The organism is Trueperaceae bacterium (assembly GCA_031581195.1).
Classification (GTDB): Bacteria; Deinococcota; Deinococci; order Deinococcales; family Trueperaceae; genus SLSQ01.
This window is the reverse complement of record JAVLCF010000114.1, coordinates 1-4,376: the sequence shown is the minus strand read 5'-3', so window position 1 is coordinate 4,376 and position 4,376 is coordinate 1. Positions and strand designations below refer to the sequence as shown.

The 4,376-nt window shown below is 77.8% G+C and carries 3 protein-coding genes; 1 reads left to right on the top strand and 2 read right to left on the bottom strand.

Annotated features, from left to right (window positions below):
* The coding region (locus RI554_09640) for a UvrD-helicase domain-containing protein (protein MDR9392276.1) at positions 1-2,295 on the top strand (2,295 nt) is incomplete at its 5' end.
* On the opposite strand, the gene RI554_09635 is transcribed toward RI554_09640, so the two are convergent.
* Together RI554_09635 and RI554_09630 are read right to left on the bottom strand one after the other, a co-directional pair.
* Entirely contained in the window at positions 2,249-2,911 is a 663-nt protein-coding gene (locus RI554_09635; GenBank protein MDR9392275.1) for a hypothetical protein, read from the bottom strand. The genes RI554_09640 and RI554_09635 overlap by 47 nt on opposite strands.
* 8 nt (positions 2,912-2,919) lie before the next feature.
* The coding region (locus RI554_09630) for a hypothetical protein (GenBank protein MDR9392274.1) at positions 2,920-4,376 on the bottom strand (1,457 nt) is incomplete at its 5' end.

Below are 4,376 nucleotides of genomic sequence, written 5' to 3'. Positions count from 1 at the left end.
CTCGACTACGACGACCTGCTGCGCCGCGCCGCGGCGCTCCTCCGCGACCACGCGGACGTCCGCGCCGCCCTCGCGAACCGCTGGCGGCACGTCCTCGTCGACGAGTTTCAGGACACGGATCCGCTGCAGGCGGAGATCGTGTGGCGCCTCACCGGCGTCCCCAACGACGACGACTGGCGCACCTGGCCCGCCCGCCCCGGCGCCCGCTTCGTCGTCGGCGACCCGAAACAATCGATCTACCGCTTCCGCGGCGCGGACGTCCGCACGTACGCCATGCTCAAGGACCGCATGGCGGACGACCCCGGCGCCGACCTGCTGACGATCGGCACGAACTTCCGGTCCGTGCCCGGCGTCCTGACGTTCACCAACGACGTCTTCGCCGGCCCCATGGAGCGGGGCGAGCACCAACCGGACTACGCGCCCCTCGCGCCGTTCCGCACCGCGGCGGCGGACGCGCCCCCCGCCGTCGCCACCCTCCCCCTGACGCTGCCCGTCCCCCTGAAACCCAGCACCAAGGGCTGGTCGGACGCGGTCCGCGCCAGCGAAGCGCGCCGCGTCGCCGACCTCTGCGTCGCCCTGCTCGACCCCGACGCCGAACCCCACCTGCCCGGCCTCACCGCGCGCGACGTCGCCCTGCTCGCGCCGGTCGGCACCGACCTCGAGCGCTACGAAAGCGAACTCGAGGCGCGCGGCGTGGCGGTCGCCTCGCAGGCCGGGAAGAACTACTACGTCCAGCAGGTCGTCTTCGACCTCCTCGCGCTCGCGCGCACCCTCGTCGATCCCGCCGACACCCTCGCCCTCGGCGCGCTCCTCCGCGGGCCCCTGATCGGCGTGCCCGACGCCGCCCTCCTCGACGCGCAGGCGGCGTGGAACGCGTCCGCCCCGCGCCCCGGACCGCTCCGCACCGACGTCGATCCCGACGTTCTCCCCGACGGCCCGGTGCGCGACGCCCTGCGTCGCCTCGCGCCGCTCGCGGCGGACGCCGCGACGCGCACGCCGTACGCGGTCCTGCGCGACGCGGTCGACGCGCTCGACGTCCGCGCCACCCTCCGCGCCCGCAACCCGCGGCACGCCGGGCGCGACCTCGCGAACCTCGAGGCGTTCCTCGACGGCGCCCACGCGTACGCCGCGCGCGGCCTGCACGCGTACGTCCGCGCCACCTGGCGCGCCTGGAACGACGCGGAACGCACCGGCGAAGCGGAACGCGACGCCGTCGAGGACGCCGTCTCGCTGATCACGGTCCACGCCGCCAAAGGCCTCGAGTGGCGCGTCGTGATCCCCATCAACGCCTTCGGCACCAGCCGCGCCCCGACCCCACCCCACGTCGGAAGCGACGGCGTGCTCGCCCACCGGCTGCTCGGGCACGCCACCACCGGCTTCGACGACGCGACCGAGCGCGCAACCAAGGAGGCCGACGCCGAACGCCTCCGCCTCTGGTACGTCGCCGTCACCCGCGCCAAGGACGTCCTGGTGCTGCCCGAACCGACGTTCGAAACGAAGGCGGCGGGCTGGCACGCGCTCGTCGACTGGCCCTTCGACCGCCTCGCGAAGCTCGACCCACCCCCCGCCGCGCGCGACGCCGGCCCCCCCGCCCTGCGCGACGCGGGACCGGACGAAGGCGCCTACGCCGCGCGCAGCGCGGCGCTGCGCGCCGCCCGGCGTCGGGTCGTGCGCCGTGCACCGTCCACGCACCCCGACCCCGAACGCCCCCTCGCCGCCCCCGACGAGGGGACCGACGACCTCACGCCCCCGCCCCGCCCGACGGTCGGGGCCGGCACCCTCCGCGGGCGGCTGGTGCACGTCCTCCTCGAGGAACGCATTCACGGCCTCCTCCCCCCCGCGCGCGACGACGGAGGGGCCGACGGCCGCGCCCTCGCCGAACGCGCCGCGACGCTGCACGCGCAGCTCGCCGCGGAGCACCCCGACGCCGCCGCCGACGTCGACCCGGACGACGTCGCGGCGCAGGTGGAGGCCACCTGGCAGCACCCCGCCGTCGCGGCACTGCACGGGCGGCTACTGGCCGAGGTCGACGTGCACGGCGTCCGGGTGGAGGTGGACGCGGACGGGGAACGCGAGGTGCTGATCTCCGGCATCGCCGACGCCGTCGCGCTCGACGACGCCGGCCACGTCACGACGGTCGTCGACTGGAAGAGCGACCGCGACGCGAGCGAAGCGACCCGCGCCGGGTACCGCGAACAGGTTCGCGGCTACCTGGCGCTGTTGGGCGCGAGCGAGGGCCTCCTGGTGTTCACCGCGACCGGCGAGGTGGAGCGGGTGACGCCGGCGGACGCCTGACGTCCCACCACCATCCGCGCGCCGCGAGGTCGGCCCGGACCGACGCCACGACGTCCGCGAGCGGGCGGTCCGCCCGGACGCGGACCGCCCCCGGAAGCCGCGCGGCGAGCGCCTCGTAGCGCGCGGCGTCCACCCCACCCGGTCGGCCCGCCCGGCGCGCGTCGAGCGTCCCCTCCGGCGCCACCAGCACGTAGCGCACGTCCGGCCGCGGGGCCCACCGCAGAACCCGGAGGACGCCCCGCTCCGGCGCCGACGAGCGATACCGGGCCGGATCGACCGCGAGGTCGGCCAGCCCGCGGTCCTGCAGGATCCACCCACCCCGCCGCAGCCACCCCCCGTCGCGCGCGAGGTACGCGACGTGCGCCTCGAGCAGCCACGCGAGGGCCTGCAGGCGCGACCCCAGAGGCCCGCGCGGCGCGCCCGGGCGGACCGGCGCCTCCGGCGTCGGTCGGCCGCGCCACACCGCGTCCAGGTGCGGCCGGAGGTGGCGGCGCCGCACTGCCACGCCGGCCGCGGCGAGGTCGGCTTCGAGGGCGTCGAGCACCGCCGTCTTGCCGACCCCGTCCGGCCCCAGCAGGACGACGTGCGCACCGCGACGGCGCGCGCGACGGGGCATGCCCGAGGCTACGCCTCGGGCGAGGGGGACCGCCCGCCCGCGGTCACGCCCGCCTCGAGGGCGCGATCGAGGGCCGCGAGGGCGCCCGGGTCGCGGGCCCGCCCGGCCGCCTCGAGGGCCGTCGCCATCCGCCCGATCCGCTCCGCGGGGGCCAACGGCGCGCCCTCGACGAGGTAGCCCTCCTCGCGCAGGTACTGCTCGAGCTCCTCGCGCTTGCGGGTCTGGAAGCCCGACACCGCCTTCGCCTCGAGCGCCGCCACCAACGCCGCCCCGTCCCCCTCGACGTCGCGGACGACCTGCGCCACGGCGTCGAAGAAGGTGTCGCTCACCGCGCCCGAGGCGGCGAGCACGTCGGCGTCCACCGGCCGCGCCCGGTGGAGGGTCCAAGCGGGCAGCCAAGCGCGCGCCGCCACGATCCGGTCGCGCAGCGCCTCGGCGGGCGCCGTCCCGATCCAGCCGGGCAGGCCGGAGGCGCGGTCGACGCCGTCGACCACCCCGAGCGTCGTCGCGCCACCCCGCACCAGCGTCGCGACGGTCGGCAGGTCGTCGTGCAGGAGGTACAGCACGTGGATCGCGTCCGCCGCCCGCCACGGGTCGATCGGCGGGACCCGCAACCGCACGGCGTACGCCGCGGCGTCGAGGTCCCCCGGATCCGGGACCGCGTCGACGGGCGGCAGCGTCAGGACGGCCGGGTCGGTGACGGCCGCCGTCGTCGTCGCGGCGTCGAGGTGCCACTCCTGCACGTCGACCGGTTCGCCGTCGAGGTCCGCGACCGCCGCCCGCCAGGCGGCGGCGTCCTCCGCGCGGGCGGAGAGGTAGAGGACCTGGCGGCCCTCGTCCCGCACGAGACGCGCGAGGCTCCGCGCCACCGCCGCGAAGCGCTCCGCATCGCTCGTCGTGAGCGCCTCGTCCAGCACGACCGGGAGCGCCGGCCCCCCCGCCTCGGCGTGGCGGGCGTAGGCGATCCGCACCGCCACCAGCATCTGCATGCGCGTGCCCGTCGAGAGCTCCCGCAGCGTGCGCTCGACGCCGTCGCGCCGGTCGAACGCCACGAAGCGCCGCCCCTCCTCCGCGCGCGGGTCGATCGTCAGCTCGTAGCGCGCCTCGGTGAAGGCGGCGAACGCGGCGCGCGCGCCCGCGAGGATCGCCGGGGTCGCCTGCGCGCCGTGCTCCGCCTCGACCCGGTCCAACCACCACCGGCCCGCCTCGGCGAACGTCACGGCGTCGCGCGCCTCGCGCAACGCCTCCACCGCGGCGCGCTCCGCCGCGCGCGCCTCGGTCAGGTCGTGCCCCTCCTCGGCCGCCGCGACCCGCGCGTCGAGGCTGGCGACCTCCTCCTGCAGGGCGTCGGCGCGTTCGGCGCGCGCCCGCGCGTCGTCGCGCGCGGCCTCGAGCGCCTCGCGCTCCCCCGCCTCCGCCCGCGCGATCAGGTCGGGTGCCGCCTCGAGCGCCGCGCGGAGCGGCG

Excerpts from the sequence above, each read along its gene's own strand:
- RI554_09635 (MDR9392275.1), bottom strand. The coding sequence starts at position 2,911 with ATGCCCCGTCGCGCGCGCCGTCGCGGTGCGCACGTCGTCCTGCTGGGG.